General features: G+C 71.8%; 22 protein-coding genes and 2 riboswitches. Of the genes, 14 read left to right on the top strand and 8 right to left on the bottom strand.

Annotated elements, in window-relative coordinates:
- Positions 1-318 precede the first annotated feature (318 nt).
- The 4 genes from coxB to ACFRQN_RS03080 all read left to right on the top strand — a co-directional run bounded on the left by coxB (position 319) and on the right by ACFRQN_RS03080 (position 4,812).
- On the top strand, positions 319-1,173 hold the full coding sequence (coxB, locus tag ACFRQN_RS03095) for a cytochrome c oxidase subunit II (protein ID WP_049651842.1): 855 nt from the start codon (positions 319-321) through the stop codon (positions 1,171-1,173).
- Positions 1,170-2,945, top strand: a complete 1,776-nt coding sequence (gene ctaD, locus ACFRQN_RS03090) for a cytochrome c oxidase subunit I (protein ID WP_074000888.1) — start codon at positions 1,170-1,172, stop codon at positions 2,943-2,945. Before coxB ends, ctaD begins: the two co-directional genes overlap by 4 nt.
- The gene (locus ACFRQN_RS03085) at positions 2,945-3,367 is read left to right on the top strand and encodes a cytochrome c oxidase subunit 4 (RefSeq protein WP_049651840.1); all 423 of its coding nucleotides are present in this window, start codon (positions 2,945-2,947) and stop codon (positions 3,365-3,367) included. Before ctaD ends, ACFRQN_RS03085 begins: the two co-directional genes overlap by 1 nt.
- 188 nt (positions 3,368-3,555) lie before the next feature.
- A complete protein-coding gene (locus ACFRQN_RS03080) occupies positions 3,556-4,812 on the top strand; it encodes an Ig-like domain-containing protein (protein ID WP_380737801.1) in 1,257 nt (418 codons plus the stop codon).
- Between the two features lie 28 nt (positions 4,813-4,840).
- Here ACFRQN_RS03080 and ACFRQN_RS03075 read toward each other — a convergent pair whose 3' ends face one another.
- The 5 genes from ACFRQN_RS03075 to ACFRQN_RS03055 all read right to left on the bottom strand — a co-directional run bounded on the left by ACFRQN_RS03075 (position 4,841) and on the right by ACFRQN_RS03055 (position 9,652).
- Entirely contained in the window at positions 4,841-5,212 is a 372-nt protein-coding gene (locus ACFRQN_RS03075) for a GntR family transcriptional regulator (protein ID WP_074000890.1), read from the bottom strand.
- 103 nt (positions 5,213-5,315) lie between these two features.
- Positions 5,316-6,977 carry a ubiquinol-cytochrome c reductase cytochrome b subunit gene (locus ACFRQN_RS03070; protein ID WP_074000891.1) on the bottom strand — a complete coding sequence of 554 codons (1,662 nt, stop codon included), beginning with the start codon at positions 6,975-6,977 and terminating at the stop codon, positions 5,316-5,318.
- Positions 6,974-8,026 (bottom strand): ubiquinol-cytochrome c reductase iron-sulfur subunit, encoded by a 1,053-nt coding sequence (locus ACFRQN_RS03065; RefSeq protein ID WP_049651837.1) that lies wholly within the window; start codon positions 8,024-8,026, stop codon positions 6,974-6,976. Before ACFRQN_RS03065 ends, ACFRQN_RS03070 begins: the two co-directional genes overlap by 4 nt.
- Before the next feature lie 8 nt (positions 8,027-8,034).
- Positions 8,035-8,844 (bottom strand): c-type cytochrome, encoded by an 810-nt coding sequence (locus ACFRQN_RS03060; protein WP_049651836.1) that lies wholly within the window; start codon positions 8,842-8,844, stop codon positions 8,035-8,037.
- Between the two features lie 187 nt (positions 8,845-9,031).
- Positions 9,032-9,652, bottom strand: a complete 621-nt coding sequence (locus tag ACFRQN_RS03055; protein WP_380737799.1) for a heme-copper oxidase subunit III — start codon at positions 9,650-9,652, stop codon at positions 9,032-9,034.
- Between the two features lie 396 nt (positions 9,653-10,048).
- On the opposite strand from ACFRQN_RS03055, the gene ACFRQN_RS03050 reads away from it, so the two are divergent.
- The 3 genes from ACFRQN_RS03050 (at position 10,049) to ACFRQN_RS03040 (ending at position 13,327) form a co-directional block, all read left to right on the top strand.
- On the top strand, positions 10,049-10,474 hold the full coding sequence (locus tag ACFRQN_RS03050; protein WP_049651834.1) for a hypothetical protein: 426 nt from the start codon (positions 10,049-10,051) through the stop codon (positions 10,472-10,474).
- Between the two features lie 115 nt (positions 10,475-10,589).
- Positions 10,590-11,666: an anthranilate phosphoribosyltransferase gene (trpD, locus tag ACFRQN_RS03045; RefSeq protein ID WP_107086441.1), complete on the top strand. Its 1,077-nt coding sequence runs from the start codon at positions 10,590-10,592 to the stop codon at positions 11,664-11,666.
- Between the two features lie 108 nt (positions 11,667-11,774).
- Positions 11,775-11,893: riboswitch (SAM riboswitch) on the top strand.
- Between the two features lie 51 nt (positions 11,894-11,944).
- On the top strand, positions 11,945-13,327 hold the full coding sequence (locus ACFRQN_RS03040; protein WP_049651833.1) for an aminotransferase class V-fold PLP-dependent enzyme: 1,383 nt from the start codon (positions 11,945-11,947) through the stop codon (positions 13,325-13,327).
- Positions 13,328-13,330: 3 nt separating this feature from the next.
- Here the strand turns inward: ACFRQN_RS03040 and ACFRQN_RS03035 are convergent, their stop codons facing one another.
- Positions 13,331-13,612 (bottom strand): Lrp/AsnC family transcriptional regulator, encoded by a 282-nt coding sequence (locus ACFRQN_RS03035; RefSeq protein WP_049651832.1) that lies wholly within the window; start codon positions 13,610-13,612, stop codon positions 13,331-13,333.
- A gap of 41 nt (positions 13,613-13,653) precedes the next feature.
- Positions 13,654-14,436, bottom strand: coding sequence for a rhomboid family intramembrane serine protease (locus ACFRQN_RS03030; protein WP_074000892.1), 783 nt, complete (start codon positions 14,434-14,436; stop codon positions 13,654-13,656).
- A 201-nt stretch (positions 14,437-14,637) separates the two neighbouring features.
- On the opposite strand from ACFRQN_RS03030, the gene ACFRQN_RS03025 reads away from it, so the two are divergent.
- The 6 genes from ACFRQN_RS03025 (at position 14,638) to ACFRQN_RS03000 (ending at position 21,795) form a co-directional block, all read left to right on the top strand.
- A complete protein-coding gene (locus ACFRQN_RS03025) occupies positions 14,638-14,901 on the top strand; it encodes a hypothetical protein (RefSeq protein ID WP_049651830.1) in 264 nt (87 codons plus the stop codon).
- Positions 14,902-15,041: 140 nt separating this feature from the next.
- Positions 15,042-16,469, top strand: coding sequence for an NYN domain-containing protein (locus ACFRQN_RS03020; protein WP_074001186.1), 1,428 nt, complete (start codon positions 15,042-15,044; stop codon positions 16,467-16,469).
- 200 nt (positions 16,470-16,669) lie between these two features.
- Entirely contained in the window at positions 16,670-17,707 is a 1,038-nt protein-coding gene (locus ACFRQN_RS03015) for a C40 family peptidase (RefSeq protein ID WP_049651829.1), read from the top strand.
- Positions 17,708-18,045: 338 nt separating this feature from the next.
- Positions 18,046-18,199: riboswitch (cyclic di-AMP (ydaO/yuaA leader) on the top strand.
- Between the two features lie 10 nt (positions 18,200-18,209).
- Positions 18,210-19,325 carry an NlpC/P60 family protein gene (locus ACFRQN_RS03010; protein ID WP_049651828.1) on the top strand — a complete coding sequence of 372 codons (1,116 nt, stop codon included), beginning with the start codon at positions 18,210-18,212 and terminating at the stop codon, positions 19,323-19,325.
- Between the two features lie 227 nt (positions 19,326-19,552).
- Positions 19,553-20,599: a C40 family peptidase gene (locus tag ACFRQN_RS03005; RefSeq protein ID WP_049651827.1), complete on the top strand. Its 1,047-nt coding sequence runs from the start codon at positions 19,553-19,555 to the stop codon at positions 20,597-20,599.
- A gap of 53 nt (positions 20,600-20,652) precedes the next feature.
- Positions 20,653-21,795: a hypothetical protein gene (locus tag ACFRQN_RS03000; protein WP_079271758.1), complete on the top strand. Its 1,143-nt coding sequence runs from the start codon at positions 20,653-20,655 to the stop codon at positions 21,793-21,795.
- A gap of 18 nt (positions 21,796-21,813) precedes the next feature.
- On the opposite strand, the gene ACFRQN_RS02995 is transcribed toward ACFRQN_RS03000, so the two are convergent.
- Positions 21,814-23,184, bottom strand: coding sequence for a glycosyltransferase 87 family protein (locus tag ACFRQN_RS02995; protein ID WP_082346084.1), 1,371 nt, complete (start codon positions 23,182-23,184; stop codon positions 21,814-21,816).
- Between the two features lie 216 nt (positions 23,185-23,400).
- Between ACFRQN_RS02995 and ACFRQN_RS02990 the strand changes: the two genes are divergently transcribed.
- Entirely contained in the window at positions 23,401-24,537 is a 1,137-nt protein-coding gene (locus ACFRQN_RS02990; RefSeq protein ID WP_049657557.1) for a glycosyltransferase family 4 protein, read from the top strand.
- Positions 24,538-24,566: the final 29 nt, after the last annotated feature.

Raw genomic sequence — 24,566 nt, 5'->3', positions numbered from 1 at the left:
CACCCGCCGTCAGTCGATCATCCCGAATGTCCGCTTCGTCCGCGCCCGACGGGCCGTCACGGGTGTCGCCCGAGGTCATCCCCCGATCGGGCGTACGGACCTCGAATGCCTACGATGACCTGCGGCGCAGCCCCCACCGGGCCTGATCGGGCTAGCGGGCGGCGCGTTACCGGGGGCTGCCCGTCAGGAGCGCATAAGGCTGGAGTAGGGTTTGGCCCGCATAAGCATTCAAACCGTGCCCGTGGACGGGTCGCCGGGGAGGCTCACACTCCTCCCCGGGGCGACGCGAAGGCGGGCGAGACTTCGGGAAGGCGCTACGTGAGTCCCAACGGCTCCGACCGCTCGCCGCGGCGCACGATGCGGCGGAAGCTGCCTCAGGCGCTGGCACTGGGCCTCGTCATCGCGACCGCCACCGGCTGCTCGGCCAACGACCTCCCCAGGCTTGGCCTCCCGAGCCCCGTCACCAAGGAAGGGCCCATGGTCCTCCAGATGTGGCAGGGCTCCTGGATCGCGGCGCTGGTGGTCGGCGTACTGATGTGGGGTCTGATCATCTGGAGCGTGATCTTCCACCGGCGCAAGCGCACCGGTGTGGAGGTCCCCCCGCAGACCCGGTACAACGTGCCCATCGAGGCGCTCTACACCGCGGTCCCCATCATCATCGTCTCGGTCCTCTTCTACTTCGTCGCCCGCGACGAGTCGAAGCTGACGGCCACCTCCGAGAAGCCGCAGCACTACGTCAACGTGGTGGGCTTCCAGTGGAGCTGGGCGTTCAACTACGAGAACACCGAGACCCCCGACCCGGCCAACAAGGACGCCGCGTACGACGTCGGAACCCCCAAGGAGGTTCCGACGCTGTGGCTGCCGGTCAACGAGTCGGTGCAGTTCCGCCTCACCTCGCGTGACGTCATCCACGACTTCTGGCCCGTCAACTTCATGATGAAGATGGACGTCGTGCCGGGCGTGGTGAACAAGTTCGAGGTCACGCCGACCGTCAAGGGCGAGTACATGGGCAAGTGCGCCGAGCTCTGCGGCGTCGACCACTCGCGCATGCTGTTCAACGTCAAGGTCGTCGACCGCGCCGACTACGACAAGCACCTGGCCGAGCTTCGCGCCAAGGGCCAGAACGGCTGGGTGCCCTCCGGCCTCATCGGCATGGGAAGTGAAGAGAAGTGACCATCCTCAACGAGCCCGCCGCGGCCGGCGGGGGCGCCGATGCCGTCACGGTCGGGGCGCAGCGGACCCGGAAGCCGGGTTCCACCATCATCAAGTGGCTGACCACCACCGACCACAAGACGATCGGCACCCTGTACCTGGGCACGTCGTTCGCCTTCTTCCTGATCGGTGGCATCCTCGCCCTGGTCATGCGTGCCGAGCTGGCTCGTCCCGGGACCCAGATCCTGTCGAACGAGCAGTTCAACCAGGCGTTCACGATGCACGGCACGATCATGCTGCTGATGTTCGCGACGCCGCTCTTCGCCGGCTTCGCGAACTGGATCATGCCGCTCCAGATCGGCGCACCGGACGTGGCGTTCCCGCGTCTGAACATGTTCGCGTACTGGCTGTACCTCTTCGGCTCGACCATCGCGGTGGCCGGCTTCGTGACCCCGAACGGCGCCGCCGACTTCGGTTGGTTCGCCTACTCCCCGCTGTCCGACGCGGTGCACTCGCCCGGCGTCGGCGGCGACATGTGGATCATGGGTCTGGCCTTCTCCGGCTTCGGCACGATCCTCGGTGCGGTCAACTTCATCACCACGATCATCTGCATGCGCGCTCCGGGCATGACGATGTTCCGGATGTCGATCTTCGTCTGGAACGTCCTGCTGACCTCGGTGCTGGTCCTGCTGGCCTTCCCGGTGCTGGCCGCCGCGCTGTTCGCCCTGGAGGCGGACCGCAAGTTCGGTGCCCACGTCTTCGACCCGGCCAACGGCGGGGCGATGCTCTGGCAGCACCTGTTCTGGTTCTTCGGCCACCCCGAGGTGTACATCATCGCGCTGCCGTTCTTCGGCATCGTGTCGGAGATCATCCCGGTCTTCAGCCGCAAGCCGATGTTCGGCTACTCCGGCCTGATCGCGGCCACCATCGCGATCGCCGGTCTGTCCGTGACGGTGTGGGCGCACCACATGTACGTCACCGGACAGGTACTGCTGCCGTTCTTCTCGTTCATGACCTTCCTGATCGCGGTCCCGACCGGTGTGAAGTTCTTCAACTGGGTCGGCACCATGTGGAAGGGCTCGCTGAGCTTCGAGACCCCGATGCTCTGGACGGTCGGCTTCCTGGTCACCTTCCTCTTCGGTGGTCTGACCGGTGTCCTGCTGGCCTCCCCGCCGATCGACTTCCACGTCTCGGACTCGTACTTCGTCGTCGCCCACTTCCACTACGTGGTCTTCGGCACCGTCGTGTTCGCGATGTTCGCCGGCTTCCACTTCTGGTGGCCGAAGATGACCGGCAAGATGCTGGACGAGCGCCTCGGCAAGATCACCTTCTGGACGCTGTTCTTCGGCTTCCACACCACCTTCCTGGTGCAGCACTGGCTCGGCGCGGAGGGCATGCCCCGCCGCTACGCCGACTACCTGGCCTCGGACGGCTTCACCACCCTGAACACCGTCTCGACCATCGGCTCCTTCGTGCTCGGCCTGTCGATCCTGCCGTTCCTCTACAACGTCTGGAAGACCGCCAAGTACGGCGAGAAGGTCACCGTGGACGACCCGTGGGGCTTCGGCCGCTCGCTGGAGTGGGCGACCTCCTGCCCGCCGCCGCGGCACAACTTCCTCACCCTCCCGCGGATCCGCTCCGAATCCCCGGCCTTCGACCTCCACCACCCGGAGATCGCCGCGCTGGACTACCTGGAGAACCACGGTGAGCCGGCCAAGCACCTCGCCGGCGTGACCCCGGCGAAGTACGACGCCCCGAAGCTGGGCAAGGGCAACAAGGAGGGCGACGCCTGATGAAGGAACAGGGAAAGATCTTCCTGGGCCTGTCGGTCTTCGTGCTGGCCATGGCCATCACCTACGGCCTGTGGACCAACTCCGACACCAACGGCCCGGGTCTGGAGGCCGCCGGTACCACGGCGCTGTTCCTGGCCTTCGCGCTGTGCGCCTTCATCGGGTACTACCTCGCCTTCACCGCCCGCCGGGTGGACAGCGGCGCGGGTGACAACCCCGAGGCCGAGGTCGCGGACGACTCCGGCGAGCTGGGCTTCTTCGCCCCGCACAGCTGGCAGCCGCTCTCGCTGGCGCTCGGTGGCGCGCTCGCCTTCCTGGGCGTGATCTTCGGCTGGTGGCTGATGTTCTGGGCCGCCCCGATCATCATGATCGGCATCTTCGGATGGGTCTTCGAGTTCTACCGCGGCGAGAACCAGAACCAGTAGGGTTCGCGCTCGTGCACCAGGGCCGGTCCTCCCGTACGGGGGGACCGGCCCTGCCGCGTTCCCGGACGCCGCTGCGTCCCCGGGATGACGGCCTCACTCAGCTGGGTGAACCGGATGTCCCTCGGATGTCGCTTCACCGGGGGCGTTCCTACGATCTGATCAATCGTGCGAAACCTTCGGAGGCGGCCATGGCCGACAGGCGCGGAATCGCAGCTCTCGGCGGCATCTCGCTGGCCCTCGCCGTGCTGGCCCCGCTGGCCGGCTGCACGGCCCGGGACGAGGAGCCCGTCGGACCGCACCGGGTCGACGCGGCCCCGCTGGTCCACCTCTCGGCGGACGCCAAGGCCGACCCCTCCCAGCCGGTCACCGTGACGGCCATCCAGGACAGCCGGCTCACCGACGTCACCGTGGTCGGCCCGGACGGCCGGGTGGTCGCCGGGAAGCTCGCCGAGGACCAGCGCAGCTGGCAGACCACCGGCCGGCTGAAGGCCGCCACCGCGTACACGGTGCGGATCTCCGCCGACGACGGCAAGGGCGGCCGCGGCGACACCACCGCGAGCTTCAGCACCCTCGCCGCCGAACGCCTGCTCACCGCCAAGCTCGGCCCGGACTCCTCCGGCAGCGGCGTCTACGGGGTGGGCCAGCCGCTCACCGTGGAGCTCTCCGAGGCGGTGAAGGACCCGCAGGCCCGCCAGGAGGTCGAGCGCGCCCTGACCGTCGGCTCCCAGCCCGCCGTCACCGGCGCCTGGTACTGGGTGGACGACAAGGACCTGCACTTCCGTCCGGAGGACTACTGGCCGGCCGGGACGACCGTCTCGCTGGCCTTCGACGGCACCGGCAGCCGGATCGCCGACGGCCTGTACGGCGGTGACCGCAGCTCGCTGAAGCTGCGGATCGGCGAGCGGGTGGAGTCGGTGATCGACGCGGCCGCCCACGAGCTCACCCTGAAGCGTGACGGCGAGGCGCTGCGGACCATCCCGGTCACCACCGGCAAGCCCGGCTTCGACACCCGCAACGGCGTCAAGGTGGTGCTCGGCCAGGAGCGGTCGGTCCGGATGAACGGCGAGACGATCGGGATAGCGCCGGGCAGCACGGAGTCCTACGACCTCGACGTGCTGTGGGCCACCCGGGTGACCTGGAGCGGCGAGTACGTCCACGCGGCGCCCTGGTCGGTCGGCTCGCAGGGCGTCGAGAACGTCAGCCACGGCTGTACCGGCATGAGCACCGGCAACGCCGAGTGGTTCTTCCAGCACACCCGGGTGGGGGACCTGGTGACGGTGGTGAACAGCCGCGGCGGCCGGATGGAGCCCTTCGGCAACGGCTTCGGGGACTGGAACATCGCCTGGACGGACTGGGTCAAGCACAGCGCCTCCGGACAGCCCGTCAGCACCACCGCACCGGCCTCCCAGGCCCCCGCCGCCGGGATGGTCCGCCCCGAGCTCTGAGACCCCCTGAGGCGCCCTCCGGGGCGCCTCAGCCCTGCGGGTAGGCCAGCCGCAGGGCGGTGTCCACGGCGGCCAGGGCCTCCGCGCGGGAGACGCCCAGGCGGCTCGCCCGGGCGGCGTACTCGGCGGCGGCCTCGGCGGCCAGCCGGTGCGCGGCGTCCCCGGTGGCGGCGATCAGCGTGCCGCGCCGGCCGTGGGTCTCCACCACGCCGTCCGCCTCCAGCTCGCGGTAGGCCCGGGCGACGGTGCCGGCCGCCAGCCCCAGCTCCTCGGCCAGGGCGCGGACGGTGGGCAGCCGCAGCCCGGTCGGCAGCTCGCCGGAGCGGGCCCGGTCGGCGATCTGGGCGCGGATCTGCTCGTACGGGGGAGTGGCCGAGGCGGGGTCGACGGACAGCTGCACGGGGGCTCCAGGTGGCGCGGGCGGCGGGTACGGGAAAGCCCGAGGGCCGCCGACCAGAACTCTGGTCAGCGGCCCTCGGGGTGACGCGGTGGTGCCTACGGGATCAGTGGTGGCCGTGGCCGCTGGTGATCTCGTGGTGCTCCTCGGCGGTCGGCTTGGGGATCTGGCTGCCCTCGCCGTAGAAGCCGCGGGAGAGCTTGGCCCGGGTGCGGGTGACGACGCCGGCCTTGCGGGCCACGCCGTTCTCGTCCGTCTGGGCCGGCAGCTCGACCGGCTGGTTCTGGTCGTGCGCGGTGAGCTTGTACAGGTCCTTCTGCGGCAGCTGGGTGTGCACCTCGACGAACTCGCCGTGCGGCAGGCGCTTGATGACGCCCGACTCGCGGCCGTGCAGCACCTTCTCCTTGTCACGGCGCTGGAGGCCGAGGCACCAGCGCTTGGTGATGATGAAGACGACGACCGGGACGACGAAGAAGCCGACGCGGACGAAGTAGGTGACCGAGTTGATCGACAGGTGCAGGTGGGTGGCGAACAGGTCGTTGCCACCGGCCATCAGCAGGATCAGGTAGAGGCTGATCCAGGCGGCGCCCAGGGCGGTGCGGACCGGGGCGTTGCGCGGGCGGTCCAGGATGTGGTGCTCGCGCTTGTCGCCGGTGATCCAGCCCTCGATGAACGGGTAGGCCGCGATCGAGACCAGGACCAGCGGGAAGATCGCCAGCGGGACCATGACACCCAGGTTGAGGGTGTGGCCGCCCCAGACGCTGATCTCCCAGCCGGGCATGATCCGGATCAGGCCCTCGGAGAAGCCCATGTACCAGTCGGGCTGGGCGTCCGTGGACACCTGGTCGGGACGGTACGGGCCGTACGCCCAGATCGGGTTGATCGTGGCGATCGCCGAGATGACGGCGATGAGGCCGAACACCAGGAAGAAGAAGCCACCGGCCTTGGCCATGTAGACCGGCATCAGCGGCATGCCGACGACGTTCTTCTCGGTCTTGCCCGGGCCCGCCCACTGGGTGTGCTTGTGGTAGAAGACCAGGATCAGGTGCGCCACCAGCAGGCCGAGCATGATGCCCGGGATCAGCAGCACGTGGATGGTGAAGAACCGCGGCACGATGTCGTGGCCGGGGAACTCGCCCCCGAACAGGAACATCTGGACGTAGGTGCCGATCAGCGGGACGGCGAGGATCGCGCCTTCCATGAAGCGGATACCGGTGCCCGACAGCAGGTCGTCCGGCAGGGAGTAGCCGAAGAAGCCGTCGAACATGCCCAGGATCAGCAGCAGGAAGCCGAAGACCCAGTTGATCTCACGCGGCTTGCGGAACGCGCCGGTGAAGAACACGCGCATCATGTGGACGAGCATCGCGGCCACGAAGACCAGGGCGGCCCAGTGGTGGATCTGCCGGATCAGCAGACCGCCGCGGACCTCGAAGCTGATGTCCACGGTGGAGGCGTAGGCCTCCGACATCGGGATGCCCTTGAGCGGCACGTACGAGCCGTCGTAGACGACCTCGGCCATCGAGGGCTTGAAGAACAGCGTCAGGTAGACACCGGTCAGGATGATGATGACGAACGTGTAGAGGCAGATCTCGCCCAGCATGAAGGACCAGTGGTCCGGGAAGATCTTCCGCAGGTTGGCCTTGGCGAGGGAGTAGATCCCCAGCCGGCCGTCAGTCCAGTCAGCCGCGGCTTCCCACTTGTTGGCGGGCTTTTCACGCGTGCTGGAGGGCTTGGCGGCACCGGTCGTGGTGCTGCTCGCGCTACTCATCGAGCACGCTCCCAGTAGCTCGGGCCGACGGGCTCCGCGAAGTCGCCGGTGGCGACCAGGTTGCCCTTCTCGTCAGTGATGATCTTCAGCTGCGGCAGCGGGTGGCCGGCCGGGCCGAAGATCACGCGGGCGCCGTCCGCCAGGTCGAAGGTCGACTGGTGGCAGGGGCAGAGCGCGTGGTGGGTCTGCTGCTCGTACAGGCTGATCGGGCAGCCGACGTGGGTGCAGATCTTGGAGTAGGCGAGGATGCCCTCGAAACCCAGCTCCTTGGACTTGTCGTCCTTGATGTCCTCGGGCGCGATGCGGACCAGCATCAGGGCGTCCTTGGCGATCCGCTGCTGGAAGTCCTCGCTGTGCGTGGACAGGCCCTCCGGCATGGCGAACGTGAGCGAGCCGACGATGATGTCCTCGGGCTTCATCGGCTGCATGGTGTTCATGTTGATGAGCTGCAGCGGCTTGGTCTCGGTCGCCTCCTTCCAACCGGTCTCCTTGAGCTTCTTCTCGGGAAGCGGGCCAAGGTCACGGAGCAGGACCACGCCGGAGAGCGGGACCAGCGCCATGGAGCCGATCAGGGTGTTGCGGATCATCTTGCGGCGGCCGAAGCCGGACTCGGCGGCACCGGTCTTGAACTGCTCGATGACGTCGTTGCGGACCTCGTCGGAGGCCTCGATCGGGTGACGCTCGGCGGGCAGCTCGACGTCCGACATCAGCGTGCGGGCCCAGTGGACCGCACCCGCGCCGATCATGAACAGCGCGACGCCCAGGGTCAGGCCGAGCGCGAAGTTCAGCGCGCTGACGTGACCGAGCGGGAAGATGTAGACGATCTTGTCCGGGTCGATGGCCACGTACGAGGCGATGAACCCGACGGTGGCGAGCATCGAGACCACGAACATCAGCGAGACCTGGCGCTCGGCACGCGACGCGGCCTTCTCGTCGATGTCGGTGCGACGGGGCTCGTGGGCCGGCAGGCCCGGGTCGGCGAACGGGCTGCCGTGGTCGGCCACCTCGCCGGCGGAGCCGTGCGGCTCCGGGAGCTTCTCTTCTGACATGTCGTGGCTCATGACTTCTTGGCCTTGGTGGTGTGGGCGGCGACCCAGATCGCGACCGCGATGAGCGTGCCGAGGCCGAAGATCCAGCCGAACAGACCCTCGGTCACCGGACCGAGGCTGCCCAGGGTGAGACCGCCGGGGTTGGGCTCATCGTTGGTGGTGTGGCGGACGAAGGCCACGATCTGCTTCTTCTGCTCCTCGGGCATGGTGGTGTCCGGGAACGACGGCATGTTCTGCGGGCCGGTCTGCATGGCCTCGTAGATGTGCTTGGCGTCCACGCCCTCCAGCGAGGGGGCGTACTTGCCCTTGGTCAGGGCACCACCCTGGCCGGCGAAGTTGTGGCACTGGGCGCAGTTGGTGCGGAACAGCTCGCCACCCTTGGAGACGTCCTCGGGGTTGGTCGAGGTGAACTGCTCCTCCGTCGGGGTCACCGGGCCGGGACCGAGGGAGGCGACGAAGGCGGCGAGCTGGTCGATCTCCGCCTGCGAGTAGATGTTCTTCTTGCGCGGGACCTGGGCGCCGGGCTGCTGGGCCGGCATGCGGCCGGTGCCGACCTGGAAGTCGACAGCGGCGGAGCCGACGCCGACCAGGCTCGGACCGTCACTGCTGCCCTGGCCGTTCAGGCCGTGGCAGGAGGAGCAGCCCACGGCGAAGAGCTTCTTGCCCTCATCGATCGCGAGCGACTGCGCGGCGACGTCGGCCTGCGCCTTGTCGGCGGGCGCGAACGCGGCGTACAGCCCCCCGGTTGCCGCCAGGGCGAGAAGTAGGACGACCAGCGCCGCCAATGGGTGGCGCCGTCGTGCGGAGAGCTTTTTCACGGAATAACCCCGGTGTCAGGATCTGGTCGACTGGTGGGTGCACCCGGCGGCCGGTCTGGCCGGCACGAGGCTGCCTGTCTAGGGCTGCGCGCGCGGTCGGTCGGTGGGAGCGTCGGCACCGGCAGAAGCGGCCCGTCGCCGGTGAGGGCGGGGGCCGCAGCCGGTGGCCAGCGACCTGATCAGCTGGTTACTTGATCAGGTAGATGGTCGCGAACAGGCCGATCCACACGACGTCGACGAAGTGCCAGTAGTACGACACGACGATCGCGGCGGTGGCCTGCTCGTGCGTGAAGCGCTTGGCTGCGTACGTCCGTCCCAGGACCAGCAGGAAGGCGATCAGACCACCCGTCACGTGCAGCCCGTGGAAGCCGGTGGTCAGGTAGAACACCGTGCCGTACGGGTCGGAGGACAGCGACAGGCCGTCCTTCTTGACCAGCTCGGTGTACTCGAAGACCTGGCCGCCGATGAAGATCGCGCCCATGGCGAACGTGAGGATGAACCACGCCCGGAGCTTCTTCACGTCTCCGCGCTCGGCGGCGAACACGCCGAGCTGACAGGTCAGCGAGGAGAGCACCAGGATCGTGGTGTTGACCGAGGAGAAGGGCACGTTGAGGGCGTGGGCCTTCTCGGTCCAGAACTCCGGCCCCTTGACGGAGCGGAGCGTGAAGTACATCGCGAAGAGGGCCGCGAAGAACATCAACTCGGAACTGAGCCAGACGATCGTTCCGACGCTGACCATGTTCGGCCGGTTGACCGATCCGTGCGCGTGCCCGGTTTCTACTGCTGTTGCTGTCGCCACGACGGACATTATGTCGGTCCCTTATTCCGTCTTCACGTCGGGGGGTGTCCCTCGGAGTGTCCGGTGCGTGCGGTATGCCCGCTTGGGGGGCGACGGGGTGTCCGTACGGGGGGTGAGCAGCGGCGTGTCCCTTTTCTGATGGTTCCTCGGAGGAGCCTGGACCCCGTTGCCCGGCGCGCCGGTGCACGGTCGGAGTAGCCGGGGGAGGTAGGGGGGAGGGCGTCCGGGTGAGCCGTACGGGTGGACCGGGCGGGGTCGGGTGACGGGCCGTCCTCCAGGCGGGTGAGTCCGGGGCGCGGCGGCTTGAGGAGGAACGTGCGCGAGGGGGACTCGGCGGAGGGTGATCGGGAGTAGCATCCGGATCAGGCGAACGTGGTCCGGATCACACTTGAGGGAGCAGGGCCCATGGCGTACACGACCGATGAGACGCTCACCGTCCTCGTCTACAGCGACGACCGCAACACCCGCGAGCAGGTGCTGACGGCGCTCGGCCGCCGCCCTGCCGAGGACCTTCCGGAACTGTCCTACCTGGAGTGCGCGACCACCCCCGCGGTGCTCAAGGCACTGGAGAAGGGGGGAGTGGACCTCTGCGTGCTGGACGGCGAGGCCGTTCCGGCCGGCGGGCTGGGCCTCGGGCGCCAGCTCAAGGACGAGATCTACGGCTGCCCGCCGGTCCTGGTGCTGATCGGCCGGCCGCAGGACTCCTGGCTGGCCGCCTGGAGCCGGGCCGACGCCGCGATCTCCCGTCCGGTGGAGCCGGTGGCGCTGGCCGGGGCGGTCGCCACCCTGCTGCGGGACCGGCTGGCGAAGCGGACTCCGGCCGTCCGCTGAAATCCGCGCCAGGAGTAGGAAAGACAGGGGTAGAAGCGGGCGCTCCGCTCGATAGGCTGGCTCCATCCGTACGGACGTCCCCGGAGCGGGGAACCGACAACAGCTGGAGTCAGCCATGGTGAACGTGAACCCTGCGAACGGCGGTAGCGACCCCGCGCAGGTGGTCCGCACCTGGCCGGACCTCCTGGCGGCACTGTTGCAGGGGGAGGACCTCGACCGCTCGTCCACCGCGTGGGCGATGGACCGGATCATGAGCGGCGAGGCGTCCCCCGTCCAGGTGGCCGGGTTCATGATCGCGCTGCGGGCCAAGGGCGAGTCGGTCGAGGAGATCGCCGGCCTGGTCGACGCGATGTACGCGCACGCCGAGCCGCTGGAGATCCCCGGCCCGGCGGTGGACATCGTCGGCACCGGCGGGGACCGGGCGAAGACCGTCAACATCTCCACCATGTCGGCGATCGTCGCGGCGGCCGCCGGCGCCAAGGTGGTCAAGCACGGCAACCGGTCGGCCTCCTCGACCAGCGGCTCCTCGGACGTGCTGGAGAAGCTCGGGGTGGCGCTGGACCTCTCCCCCCGGCGGGTCGCCGAGGTGGCCGAGGAGGTCGGGCTGACCTTCTGCTTCGCGGCGAAGTTCCACCCCTCGATGCGGCACGCCGCCACCGCGCGGCGCGACCTCGGGGTGCCGACCGCCTTCAACATCCTCGGTCCGCTGACCAACCCGGCCAAGGTCACCGCGCACGCCATCGGCTGCTTCGACACCCGGCTGTCCGGGCTGATCGCCGGGGTGCTGGCCCGGCGGGGCGCCACCGCGCTGGTCTTCCGCGGCGACGACGGGCTGGACGAGCTGACCATCACCACCACCTCGCAGGTCTGGCTGGTGCGCGACGGGGTCGTCACCGAGTCCACCTTCGACCCGCGGGACGTGGGCATCGAGCTGGTCGGCATCGAGGCGTTGCGCGGGGCGGACGCCTCGTACAACGCCGAGGTCGCGCGGCGGCTGCTGGCCGGCGAGCACGGGCCGGTGCGGGACGCCGTCCTGCTGAACACGGCGGCGGCGCTGGTCGCGCTGGAACTGGGCGACGCGCCGCTCACCGAGCAGCTGGCGGCCGGCATGGAGCGGGCCGCGAAGGCGATCGACTCCGGTGCCGCGCAGGACCTGCTGCGGCGCTGGTCGGAGGCCACCAGCCGGGCCTGAGGCGGTAGTTGGGGAGCCCGTGCCGGTACGCCGGTGCGGGCTCCCGTGCTGTCCGGATGCTGGATGCCCGTTTGACCACCCGGTGGACCCGGCCTAGAGTCTTCGCCAGGTCATGAGTGACAGCGCGAAGCCCCAGCTGGCTGTCCGGCAACCCTCCGTCCGTGGCGGGGTGCCCTGGGTGAGGACCGGGTCGTCACGGCAAGCCGTCCGTGCGACAAGCGCGGACGCCCGACGACTAGCACTCCCGGGGTCCCTTGCCCCAGAAGGAGTGCATCCCCATGTCTCTGGCCACCGAAATCCGCACCCCGCTCGCCGTCCTCGGCGCCGACGTCCAGGTCCCGCTCGCCAGCGGTGAGAAGGTCGGCTACGCGGCGCTCGACTACGCGGCGAGCTCGCCGGCGCTCCAGCGGGTGTGGGACGACGTCGCCGCCTACGCGCCGTACTACGGCAGCGTCCACCGCGGGGCCGGGTACCTCTCCCAGCTGTCCACCGACCTGTTCGAGCAGAGCCGCCGCACCGTCGGCGAGTTCCTCGACCTGCGCGAGGGCGACCAGGTGGTCTTCACCCGGGCCACCACCGACTCGCTCAACCTGCTGGCCTCCGCCGTCCCGGCCGGCACCCGGGTGTTCGCCTTCGAGACCGAGCACCACGCCTCGCTGCTGCCCTGGGCGCACGCCGGACTGGACGTCACCTACCTGCGGGCGCCGCGCTCGCGGGCCGAGGCGGTGGCCGCGCTGGACGCCGCGCTCGCCGAGGCGCCCGAGGGCCCCAAGCTGCTCTGCGTCACCGGCGCCTCCAACGTGACCGGCGAGCTGTGGCCGGTCGCCGAGCTGACCGCGACCGCGCACCGGCACGGCGCCCGGGTGGTGCTGGACGCCGCCCAGCTGGCGCCGCACCACCGGGTCTCGGTGCGCGAGCTGGACGTCGACTGGATCGCCTTCTCCGGCCACAAGATCTACGCGCCGTTCGGCGCCGGGGTGCTGGCCGGCCGGGCGGACTGGCTGGACGCGGCCGAGCCGTACCTGGCCGGCGGCGGGGCGACCCGGACGGTGGCCCGGGAGGCCGACGGCTCGGTGGCCGTGCAGTGGCACACCGGCCCGGCCCGGCACGAGGCCGGCTCGCCGAACGTCATCGGCGCCTACGCGATCGCCTCGGCCTGCCGGGCGCTGACCGAGGCCGGCTTCGACGGGCTGGAGGCCCGCGAGCAGCAGCTGATCGCCCGGCTGACGGCCGGGCTGGCCGAGATCCCGCAGGTCAAGGTGCTGAACCTGTTCGGCGAGGGCTCCGCCCGGGTGGGCGTGCTGTCCTTCGTCGTCCGGGACTGGAACAGCTCGCACTTCTCCGCCGCGCTGTCCGCCGAGTACGGCATCGGGGTGCGCGACGGCCTGTTCTGCGCCCACCCGCTGGTGCGCACGCTGCTGGGCGACGAGGACGAGGCACCGTCCGAGTGTGGTGCGCCCGAGCCGTCGCTGCCGGGCGAGCGCAGCCTGAACGCGATCCGGGTGAGCTTCGGCGCCGGGACGCCGGACGAGCACGTCGACCGCTTCCTGACCGCCGTCCGGGAGCTGGTCACGGAGGGCGCGGCGTGGAACTACCGCAACGAGGGCGGGCGCTGCGTCGCCACCGTGCAGGTCGAGCGGGGCCGGCGCGCCGAGGGCTGACCGCTACTCGTCCAGGCCGAGGGCGAAGGCGGCCTCCAGGTCGTGCTGGGAGTAGGTGCGGAAGGCGATCTGGGTCTCGGTGTGGGCCACGCCCGGGACCTTGTTGAGCCGGCCCGGGATGACCTCGGCCAGGTCGTCGTGCCGGCGCACCCGCACCATCGCCACCAGGTTGTAGCCCCCCGTCACCGAGTAGACCTCGCTCACGCCGTCGATGGCGGCGATGGATTCGGCGATCTCCGGGATGCGGTCGACACTGGTCTTGATCAGGACGATGGCGGTGATCACAGTTCGGGCTCCTTTGTGGGGTGCCGCCAGCGTATCGGGCGTCAGCCCGGTCGTCGCGGGGGGTGGCGGACCACGGTGCAGGCGTAGAGGAACCCGGCCGAGAAGCCGATCACGTGGACCAGGTACGCCACCCCGGGGCCGGCCGCGTGCACCGACCACCACTGCAGGACGAACCAGAGGCCGAGCACCAGCCAGGCCGGGAAGCGCAGCGGCAGGAAGAACAGCAGCGGGACGAGGGTGGTCACCCGGGCCCGGGGGTGGAGGCGCAGGTAGGCCCCGAGGGCGGCGGCGATCGCCCCGGAGGCCCCGATGAGCACCCGGGTGGAGTTCGGCGAGTGCGCCTCGGCGAGCGCGAAGCCGTACGTGGTCAGGCTGCCGGCGGCCAGGTAGAAGACGGCGTACCGGGCCCGGCCCAGCCGCCGTTCGACGGTGGGGCCGAAGACCTGGAGGAAGAGCAGGTTCCCGAGCAGGTGCAGCCAGCCGGCGTGCAGGAAGAGCCCGGTGAGGACGGACAGCGCCGGGCGCTTGCCCGGGGTCGGGGCGGCCGGGCAGCCGGGGACCGGGTCGGGGGCCTCGGCGAGCTGTCCGGCGGTCAGCGGCCGTCCGGCCAGCACCTCGGCCGGGACGGCGCCCCAGCGCTGCTCGTACCGCTGCTCCGCGCAGACCCGGGCCTGGCCCGTGCCGTACAGCGGGTTGAGCCCCGCGGCCGGGCCGAGCAGGAAGACCAGGGTGTTGAGGGCGATCAGGGCGTAGCTGACCACGGGGGCGGTCGCCGCCGGGCGGCCGCCCCGGGCGGCGGTGTGGTCGGGGACCGCGAGCGCCATGCGGCCAAGCATCCCTCCGGGCGCCGCAGGTGACACGGCGGTTTACGGCAGGTGGACTAGCCCGGGTGTTCAGGCAACCGGTGGTCGCGACGGTTGCCCCAGGCAATAGGCTTGGGGCGGGCATTCCCGCCTCCCGCCGCCGACGCCGGGGCTCCGGGGGGAGCGCCTGCCCCACCCAGGGACCACCCGAGAGGACCCCCGATGACCGTCCCCGCTCTGACCGCCGAGACGCGCTGGCGCTGCACCCTGTGCGGCAACCTCACCCGCTTCGACGTGACCCGCACCGCGCGGGTGACCGAGTTCCTGCACTTCGACCTGGCCGGCGAGTCCAAGGTCGAGGAGACCGAGGTGCTGAGCGAGACCGTCGAGTCGGTGCGCTGCCGCTGGTGCAACGCGGTGGACCAGGTCGAGCTGGTGGCCCGTCCGGGCGCCGAGGAGACGCAGGCCCCCGCCGACCAGGGCTGATCCCCGCCGCGGCGGCGGGGTGGGTGCGCGGCGCACCCGCCCGCGCCGCACGGGACAATACAGAACAGGACGCACGGAGCGTGCCGACGGGGGCGGCCGCGGCCGTGCCCCGCTGGACCAGGATCGGAGCCGAGGACGTGGTGGACGCAGCGAAGGAGCCCGGCGCAGCCCAGGGGCTTCAGCCCGCTGCGGCCGAGGCCCCGGCCGAGGCTGCCGGGACGGCGGACGGCGCCTCCGGGTCCGCGGCGGAGCGTGCCGTCGAGAAGCTCGACCGGCCGCTGCCCGAGGGCGTGCGCCGTCGGGTGGTCGGCCTGGCCTCGGACGCGCTCGGCGGGGTGCCGCCGGCCGAGCTCCCGCAGAGCCTGCGTCAGTACGTCAAGTTCACCCCGGCGCGGCGGGCCAAGTACGCGGCCACCGCGCTGGCGGCGGCGCTGGAGGCGGAGCCGGCCTTCCGGGTGCGGATAGCGGAGCGGCTGCGCCTCGGGCAGCCGGACCTGGTGAAGGCGCTGGAGTCGGGCACCGTCCCGAGCGCGGCCGATCCGATGGACGTCGCGGCCGCCGCCTACCTGGTGCGTTCGACGGGCTGGAGCCGGCTGGTGGCCGAGGCCGGCGAGGAGGCCGAGCGGGCCGGTGCCGAGGACGCGGCCGCGGAGGCGGTCCGGCTGGTGGAGAAGCTGCAGGCCGAGCTGGCCGAGGTGCGGGCCTCCGCGCGGGCGGACGCGGACCGGCAGCGGGCCGAGTCCGACGGCGTCCGCAGAGAGGCCGAGTCGCTGCGCAAGAGGGTGCGGTCGCTGGAGAGCGACACCCGCCGGGCGCAGGCCGAGACCCGCCGGGTGGCCGGCGAGCTGGACGCGCTGAAGGCGCAGGCCGCGGCCGAGCGCGGCGCGGCCGAGAGCGAGGCGCGCCGGCTCCGGCACCGGGTCCTGGAGCTGGAGAACGCGGCCGAGCAGGGCCGCCGTTCGGCCCGCGAGGGGCGCAGCGTCGAGGACATGCGGCTGCGGCTGCTGCTGGACACCGTGCTGCAGTCGGCCCAGGGGCTCCAGCGGGAGCTGGCGCTGCCGGTCGCCCAGATCCGCCCGGCGGACCTGGTGGAGGCGGTGGTGCCGGGGGCGGCCTCGCCGCACGACGTGGCCCGGCGCGGGCTGGCCGAGGACGATCCGGCGCTGCTGGACCAGCTGCTGGCGATCCCCCAGGTGCACCTGGTGGTGGACGGCTACAACGTGACCAAGACCGGTTATCCGACGCTGCCGCTGGAGCAGCAGCGGATCCGGCTGCTGGGCGGGCTGGCGATGCTGGCCCAGCGGACCCAGGCCGAGGTCACCTGCGTGTTCGACGGGCAGGACCTGGACGTCCCGGTGATCATGGCGCCGCCGCGCGGGGTCCGGGTGCGGTTCAGCCGGACCGGGGAGACGGCCGACGAGCTGATCCGCCGTCTGGTGCGGGCCGAGCCGCAGGGCCGTCCGGTGGTGGTGGTGTCCACCGACCGGGAGGTCGCGGAGGGCGTGCGGAAGGCGGGCGCGCGCCCCGTGGCGTCGGTGCTGCTGCTGAACCGGCTGGCCCGGCCCTGAACCCGGGGAGGTTCGCATGATGCCTGGTCAGGGCCTGTTTCGGAGTGTTGTGCGAGTCCGGTGAAGTCAGTGTGGGGACCGGAGTTCACGCCTTCGGGGGAGTGGCAAAACGGATAGATCTTCACTAGGGTCTGGCGTCAAACCTATTTTCCGGAATCTCATCCCATCAGGTGAGCCCGTTGGAAGAAGGAGCCGGTCCCTTGGCCTCCCACCGCCGTCCCAAGCAGCCGAGCCGCGCACGGATCTCCGTGCTCACCGCGGCCGCTGCGACCGCGGTCGCCCTCTCCGCCCAGGTGGCCGCGCACGCCGCGCCGCAGCCGAACAAGACGGACGTCAAGGCGCAGATCGACCAGCTCCAGGAGGAGCAGGAGCAGGCGGCCGAGAAGTACAACGGCGCCAAGGAGCGGGCCGACCAGCTGCGCAAGCAGGCCGACCAGCTGCAGGACCAGGTGGCCCGCGGCCAGGAGCAGATGACCCAGCTCCAGGGCGGCCTCGCCGAGGTGGCGGGCGAGCAGTACCGCAGCGGCGGCATCGACCCGTCCGTCCAGCTGATGCTCTCCTCGGACCCGTCCGGCTACCTGGACAAGGCCTCCACCGTCCAGCAGGCCAGCACCAGTCAGGCCGAGGCGCTCAAGGGGCTGCTGGACCAGCAGCGCCGGCTGGACCAGGAGAAGACCGAGGCGGCCGCCGTGCTCGCCTCGCTGGACACCACCACCAAGGACCTGAACCAGGCCAAGTCGGACGTCAACACCAAGCTGAAGGCCGCCCAGGACCTGCTGAACTCGCTGAGCTCCGCCGACCGCGCCGCGCTGCGGGCCCAGCAGGCGCAGGACGACCGCGCCTCGCGCGGCAGCGACCGGGTCGACCTCGGCAGCCTGCCGCCGGCCAGCGGCTACGCGGCCACGGCGCTGGCCAAGGCGATGAGCAAGCAGGGCTCGCCGTACGTGTGGGGCGCCACCGGGTCGACCACCTTCGACTGCTCGGGCCTGATGGTCTGGGCGTACGGGCAGGCGGGCGTCTCGCTGCCGCGCACCTCGCAGGAGCAGGGCCACTACGGCACCCGGATCCCCTCGCTGGACCAGGCCCAGCCGGGCGACCTGGTGATCTACGGCCCCGACATGCACCACGTCGGGATGTACATCGGCAACGGCATGGTGGTCCACGCGCCGCACACCGGCGACGTGGTGAAGGTGATGAAGGCCGACGCGATGTCGATCAACACCATCCGCCGGGTCTGACGGACCGACACGCCCGGGGGGCTCCCGCGGGGGCCTGTGAAAAGCGCCACCCCCGTTCGGGGTGGCGTTTCGGGTTTCCAGCCCTTCGACGACCACATGGTGAGAACCGATCAGCCTTGTGTGCGTCAATGGTCACCATCGGTCATTTTCACAAAGGAACTTGGGTAATCTTCTGTCTTTTTTCTGACAAGGATTTGAACCGATCACGGTTCAGTTACTAGGGTCATGCTCCGAACCACCGCACTGTCGATCGCCCAGCCAGGGTGGCGGCGGTGGTTACCGTCGAGTTCGCAAGGCAGCGGGACAGGTCGAAGCGACTGTCCGACAGGGGAGCCCAGTGGTAGGGGGCGCTGCGGAGCGGAGCCGGGGAACCACGTTCCTCCGGGGTGAATCGGCGCCAGGTCGGCCGGTGGAACGGCCGTGAGGCGTCGTAGGGCATGCTTCCGGCCCGAACCCGTCAGCTCACCCGGTAGGCGGCCGTAGGAAGAAGGAGTCCGCCTTCGTGGCGTCCCATCGTCGTCCCAAGCCCGCCGGCCGCGCCCGGGTCTCGATCCTGACCGGCGTCGCCGCCGCAGCCGTCGTCCTCTCCGCGCAGGGTGCCCACGCGGACCCGCAGCCGACCAAGGAACAGGTCAAGGGGCAGGTCGACCAGCTCAACGAGCAGGCCGAGGTCGCGACCGAGAACTACAACGCCGCCCAGGCCAAGCAGCAGGACCTGGAGAAGCAGGTCTCCGGCCTGCAGGACCAGGTGGCCCGTCAGCAGGCCCAGGTCACCGAGCTCCAGGGCGGCCTCGCCGAGATCGCCGGCGAGCAGTACCGCAACGGGGGGATATCCCCCACCGTCCAGCTGATGTTCTCCTCCAGCCCGGACAGCTTCCTCAGCCAGGCCGACGCGCTGAACCAGGCCGGCAGCACCCAGAAGGGTCAGCTGAAGGAGCTCCAGGAGCAGCAGCGCAAGCTCGACCAGGACCGCAACGAGGCCCAGGGCAAGCTCGCCGAGCTGGAGTCGACCACCCAGCAGCTGAAGGCCTCCAAGGACGAGGTCCAGGGCAAGCTGAAGGCGGCCCAGGACCTGCTCAACACGCTGACCGAGCAGGACCGCCAGGCGCTGCGCCAGGCCGAGGAGAAGGCCGCCGCCGAGGCCAAGGCCAAGGCCGACGCCGCCCAGGCCCAGCAGCAGCAGGCCGACCGCGCCTCCCGCGACAACAGCCGCGGCAGCCTCTCGGCCCCCACGACCACCGCTCCGGTGAACGTGGCCCCCGGCAGCTCGCGCGGTGCCGCCGCGCTGTCCGCCGCCGCCTCCAAGATCGGCAGCCCGTACGTCTGGGGCGCCACCGGCCCGGGCTCCTTCGACTGCTCCGGTCTGATGGTCTGGGCCTACAACCAGGCCGGCGTGTCGCTGCCGCGCACCTCGCAGGCGCAGGCCTCGGCCGGCACCCGGCTCGGGACGGACCTCTCCAAGGCCCAGCCCGGCGACCTGCTGATCTTCTACACCGACGCCCACCACGTCGGCATCTACGCCGGCAACGGCCAGGTGCTGCACGCGCCCAAGCCGGGCGCGTCGGTGCGCTACGAGGCGGTCACCAACATGCCGCTGACCGGCATCGTGCGGGTCTGATCCCCGCTCGGACGTCTCCAGGCCCGGTCTCCCCCAGGGGAGGCCGGGCCTGCGGCTTTTCCGGCGGCTCGATCTGATGTCCGATTAGGGAGTGAATATTCGGGTTGGGAGGGGTTTGGACTCGCTTGCCCGGACTCGCTAACGTCTGCCACCGGACTCCCGCTCGACGGCCGCCCGTCCCGGTGCGGCGGCGGGGGCCGCGCCGCAGGATTGGAGCCGCTGCCGCCATGCCCGTGCACCGCCGTTCCCAACTGCTCACCCGGGCGCTGGTGCTGACCGCGGCCGCCGCCACCGCGTTGGGCGCGGCCACCGGAGGCAGCGCCCAGGCGGCCCCCGCCAGCCCCGACCCGGGCGACCGTCAGGACGTCAAGACGCAGGTCGAGCAGCTGTACGACGAGGCCGAGCAGGCGTCCGAGAGGTTCAACGCCGCGCAGGAGGCCCAGCGGCGGCTCCAGGGCGAGACCACGATCCTCCAGGGCGAGATCGCCCTCGCCCAGGACCAGCTCAACGGGCTGCGCGGCGACCTGGCGATGGTGGCCGGGGCCGAGTACCGCGGCGGCGGGATGACCCAGACCGCCCAGCTCATCCTCTCGCCCGACCCGGAGGGCTACCTGGCCCGCGCCCGCACCCAGGGCCAGGCCGCCGTGCGCCAGCAGGAGACCCTGCACGAGCTGATCACCCGCCAGCGCCGGCTCGACCAGCGCCGCACCGAGGCGGCCGACAAGCTCGCCGAGCTGGACCGGACCCGGCGTTCGCTCGCCGACAGCAAACAGCAGGTCCAGCAGCGGCTGGCCGGGGCGCAGAAGCTGCTGAACGGCCTGGGCGCCGTCGAGCGGGCCCGGCTGGCGGTCCAGGACGCCCGGGACGCCGAGCAGCGCGCCACCCGGGGCACCGACCGGCTGGACCTCGGCACCGCCCCGCCCGCCTCCGAGCGCGGGGCGGCCGCGCTGGCCGCCGCGGTGCGGATGATCGGCTCCCCGTACGTCTACGGGGCCACCGGCCCGCACGCGTTCGACTGCTCCGGTCTGATGTACTACAGCTGGCGGCAGGCCGGAGTGACCCTGCCGCGCACCTCGCAGGCCCAGGCGTACGCCGGGCAGCGGATCAGCCTGTCCGAAGCGCGACCGGGAGACCTGGTGATCTTCTACCGGGACATGCACCACGTCGGCATGTACGCCGGCGGCGGCGTGATCGTGCACGCCCCCCGCCCGGGCGCCAGGGTCCGCTACGAGAGCGTCACCGCCATGCCGGTCTCCGGGGTGGTCCGGCTCTGAGCGCCCCGCCGTCCGGCCCCGCCGGACCCGCCGCCATACGTCGCCCCCGCCGCGTGCTGTCCCGGCGGGGCGCGCTGCTGCTCGCGGCCGGCGGGCTGGCCCAGCTGTCGCTGCCGCCGGCCGCCCCGCCTGCGCCCGCGGCGCGGCCGGTGGACCGGCGCGCCGAGGTGGCCGCCGCGCTGGCGGAGCGGGCGCGCTCGGCCCCGCCCTGGGCCGGGCTGCCGGTGGCCGAGGCCGGGTACCGCAACCTGGTGCTCGGCGCCGCCGGCGGGGAGCGGGTGACCGCCGCCGCCGACCTGGCGGTGCGGATCGCCGGGTACGACGAGCACCCGGTGGTGTACCCGCGCCGGATCGGGCTGGTACGGGCCGGGGACGGCTGGCGGGTCGAGCGCGAGGAGAGCGCGTCCGGGCCGCCCGCGCCGTGGGACTTCGGGCCGCTCCGGTCCTCGCCGGGCGCGCACTGCCTGGTGGTCGGGCCGGCCGCGGGACCCGACCAGGCCGAGCTGGTCGCGGTGGGGGACCGGGCGGTGCCCGCCGTCACCGAGGTCTGGGGCGGCGCCTGGCCGGAGCGGCTGCTGCTGGAGCGGCCGGCCACCGAGGAGCAGTTCGCCCGGCTGCTGGAGGGCGACCCGGCCGGCTGGACGGGCATGGCGGCGGTCACCGTGGCCGCCCCCGGCGCGCCCTGGCACACCCCGGCGGACCGGGTGCTGGTCAACCCGGAGGCGTACGGGCGGCTCAGCGGCTTCGGCCGCCAGGTGGTGGTCACCCACGAGGCCACCCACGTCGCGACCAGGGACGACACCAGGGCCTGGACCCCGCTGTGGCTCTCCGAGGGCGTCGCCGACTGGACGGCGTACCGGGACTCGGGCCGCGGCCCGCAGCAGATCGCGCCCGAGCTGGCCCGGGACGTGGCCGCCGGGAAGCTGCCCGCCGCGCTGCCCGCCGACCGGGACTTCGCCGCCGGGGCCACCGGCATCGCCCAGGCCTACGAGCAGTCCTGGCTGGCCTGCGAGCTGATCGGCCGCACCCACGGGCCGCAGCGGCTGGTCGCCTTCTACCGGGCGATCGGCGCGGCCGACGGGCAGGGCGAGGACCGGGAGCGCCGCACCGACCGGCTGATGCGCCGCGAACTGGGCGTCGGCCTGGCGGAGTTCACCCGGCTCTGGCTGGAGCAGGTGGCGGCACTGAAGGGCTGACCGGCCGCGGAGGGCAGGTCAGCGGCGCTGTTCGGCCGGGGTGCCCGGGTGGTCGATGCCGTCCAGCAGGTCCTGCTCGTAGGCGATGCCCGGGCGCACCGGGTAGCCGCCGGACGGCAGCGCGGCGGGCTCGCGGTCCAGCACCACGGTCGGCGGCAGCGGCGCCTCGCCGCGGGTGGAGCGCCAGAGCCGCACGCAGGAGAGCACGGCGGCGGCCAGCAGCAGCAGGTTGCGCGCGGCCAGGACGGCGACCGCCGCCGGCTCGCTGGCCAGGACCTGGGTGAACATGGTCGGGAACTCGACCAGGGTCAGCGGGCAGGCGAGCAGGATCAGCACCGCCACCGGCCGCTGGCTGCTGTTGCGCACGGTCAGGCAGACCGCCGCGACGCCGACCAGCCAGACCAGGTACTGCGGGCTGATCACCCGGCTGGTCACCACGAAGATCAGCAGCGCGCACAGCGCGGCGTCGTACATGGTGGCCGCGCTGCGGCGCTTGGAGGTGTAGCGCCACAGCAGCAGCCAGGCGAAGCCCAGCAGGGTGCCGGCCAGCATGACCTTGCTGATCACGTCGACCCACGGCCCGAGCATCTCGGGGGAGCCGTAGTTCATGGTGACCTTGCCGTCCCAGGCGTCGGCGATCCGGGCGAAGTGCAGCGGCAGCGCGCCGAGCGACTCCACCTCGATGCCGCGGTCCTTCTGGAACGCCAGGAACTCGAAGGCGCCGTTCATCCCGGCCGTCAGCAGGAAGCCGATCGAGACGGCGGTGGCCGCCGCCAGCGTCCAGGAGCGGCGGGTGCGGCGGCCCGACGGGGTGCCGATCAGGCCGATCAGCGGCCAGATCTTGACGATGCCGCCCAGGCCCAGCAGCAGCCCGCCGACCGCCGGGCGGCGGATCAGCGCCAGCAGGCCGGCCAGGGCGACCGCGGTGACGATGACGTCGAAGCGGTTGTAGATCATCGGGCCGAGCAGCGGGACGCCCACCACCCACATCCAGGCGCCGGTCAGCGCCCGGCCCCGGCGCAGGCCGGTGCGCACCAGCAGCGCGGCCGCGGCGGCGTCGGCGATCCCGCAGATCACCCAGAACGAGACCAGGTACGACCAGGGCAGCAGGCCCGGCAGCAGGATCACCAGGGCGGCGCCCGGCGGGTACTGCCAGGTCACGTCGTCGAACGGGAAGGTACCGGTCTGGAGCACGCCGTACCAGGCGTGGTAGATCATCCAGACGTCCGCCGTGACGTCGCCGCCGGGCGCCTTCAGCACACCCGTCGCCAGCAGCACCAGCAGGGCGCGGGTGGCGACCCAGGTCGCGCCGAGCGCGGCGAGCGCCCCGAGCGGGCGGCCGAGGCGGCCGCGCGAAGAACCGGGCTCGGTGGCCGGGGCCAATTCCACTGCGCTCCCTCGTTCGTCTCGGACGTCCCCACCGGAGGCGTCGTACCGACGGACGCCCGGGCCGCGTGCTGGACGACGGCCTAGGTACTAGGACTGACCCGGGGGTCAAACGGTTGCCGTGCGCGGTTCCGTTCCCGGTGGGTCATGGTGTTGACCTATCGTACGGATCACCCAGCGGTACACCGCGCACCCCCCGACCGAGCGAGCCGTGGCCTGATGCACAGAACCTTGATCGTCACCAACGACTTCCCGCCCCGCCCCGGTGGCATCCAGGCCTTCGTGCACAACATGGCCGTGCGTCAGCCCGCAGGCAGTGTCGTGGTCTACGCCTCGACCTGGCGGGACGGCACCGAGGTGGCCCGGTTCGACGCCGAGCAGCCGTTCCCGGTGATCCGGGACCGGACGAAGGTGATGGTTCCCACACCGCGGGTCACCCGGCGGGCCGCCGAGATCCTGCGCGCGGAGAAGTGCGACTCGGTCTGGTTCGGCGCCGCCGCCCCGCTCGGGCTGATGGCGCCCGCGCTGCGCCGGGCCGGCGCCGGGCGGCTGCTCGGCATGACCCACGGGCACGAGGCCGCCTGGGCCCAGCTGCCGGTCTCCCGGCAGCTGCTGCGCCGGATCGGCGCGGGCACCGACGTGCTGACCTACCTGGGCGAGTACACCCGCTCCCGGATCGCCGCCGCGGTCGGGCCGCAGGCCGCGGCCCGGATGGTCCAGCTGCCGCCGGGCGTGGACGAGACGACCTTCCACCCGGGCTCCGGGGGCGCCGAGGTGCGCCGCCGGCTCGGGCTGGCGGACCGGCCGGTGGTGGTCTGCGTCTCCCGGCTGGTGCCCCGCAAGGGCCAGGACACCCTGATCGAGGCGATGCCGCAGATCCTCGCCGACGTGCCGGACGCGGTGCTGCTGATCGTCGGCGGCGGCCCGTACCGGGCGGACCTGGAGAAGCTCGCGGACGCCACGGGCGTCCGGGACTCGGTGCGGTTCACCGGCTCGGTGCCGTGGGAGGAGCTGCCCGCCCACTACGGGGCCGGGGACGTCTTCGCGATGCCGTGCCGCACCCGGCGCGGGGGGCTGGACGTCGAGGGCCTGGGCATCGTCTACCTGGAGGCCTCGGCGACCGGCCTTCCGGTGGTCGCGGGGGACTCCGGCGGCGCGCCGGACGCGGTGCTGGAGGGCGAGACCGGGTACGTGGTGCCCGGCGGCTCGGCCCCGGCGGCGGCCGAGCGGATCGTACGGCTGCTGCGCGACGAGGAGCTGCGGCGGCGGATGGGCGAGGCCGGGCGGCGCTGGGTGGAGCGCTCCTGGCGCTGGGACCTGCTGGCCGGGCGGCTGACCTCGCTGCTGGCCGGCTGACGCGGGTACGCCGAAGGGCCCCGGGGAGT

Source organism: Kitasatospora sp. NPDC056800, from assembly GCF_042789775.1.
Lineage (GTDB): Bacteria > Actinomycetota > Actinomycetes > Streptomycetales > Streptomycetaceae > Kitasatospora.
Note: the sequence above shows the minus strand (reverse complement) of the source record. Positions and strands in the feature narration are given on the sequence as shown.